Origin of the sequence: Amycolatopsis jejuensis (assembly GCF_000717335.1) — a bacterium.
GTDB lineage: Bacteria > Actinomycetota > Actinomycetes > Mycobacteriales > Pseudonocardiaceae > Amycolatopsis > Amycolatopsis jejuensis.
The window spans coordinates 1-884 of record NZ_JNYZ01000096.1 but is presented as its reverse complement, the minus strand read 5'-3'; the positions used below and the strand labels follow the sequence as shown (position 1 = coordinate 884).

Below are 884 nucleotides of genomic sequence, written 5' to 3'. Positions count from 1 at the left end.
GGCGTTCGCGGTCTGGACCTCCAAATGCTCCGCCGCATACGCATCCACCACCCGCAGACCGTCCTCGATCGTCGAGACCAGGATGATCCCGGACTGCTGCCCGCCCAACGCCGCCCCCACCCGCTCCGAATGCTTCGTCGCCGCCACCCGCGTCACGAGTTCCCGTTCGACCGCGTCGGCCAGCTCCTCGGACGTGGTGACCAGCACACTCGCCGCCAACGGATCATGCTCGGCCTGACTGATCAAATCCGCCGCCACATGCACCGGATCCGCGGTCCCATCCGCCAGGATCGCGATCTCCGTCGGACCGGCCTCGGCATCAATCCCGATCACACCCCGGACCAGCCGCTTCGCCGCCGTCAGAAAAATGTTCCCCGGACCCGTCACGATGTCCACCGGCGCCAGCTCCGTGCCGTCCGTGTCGACCCCGCCGTAGGCGACCAGCGCCACCGCCTGCGCGCCACCGACCGCCCACACCTCATCCACCCCGAGCAGGGCGGCTGCAGCGAGGATCGTCGGGTGCGGACGACCGCCGAACGCGGCCTGCGGAGGCGAGCAGACCACCAGCGACCGGACCCCGGCCAGCTGCGCCGGGACCACGTTCATCACCACCGTCGAGGGATACACCGCGAGCCCGCCCGGCGCGTACAGGCCGACCCGCTCCACCGGCACCCACCGCTCGGTGACCGTGCCCCCGGCCACCACCTGGGTGGTCACATCCTGACGCCGCTGATCCGCGTGCACCTTCCGGGTCCGCGCGATCGACTCCTCCAACGCCGCCCGCGCCTGCGGATCCAACCCCGCCAACGCCGCGGACAACTCCTCCACCGGCACCCGCACCGTCTCCGGACGCACCCTGTCGAACCGCTCGGTGAACTCCAGCA

The 884-nt window shown here is 70.9% G+C and carries 1 protein-coding gene; it reads right to left on the bottom strand.

Translation table 11 applies throughout. From position 1 onward, the window contains the following. Positions 1–884, bottom strand: an 884-nt coding sequence (gene hisD / locus OO71_RS45890) for a histidinol dehydrogenase (protein ID WP_033296427.1), incomplete at both ends; no start/stop codon positions are given.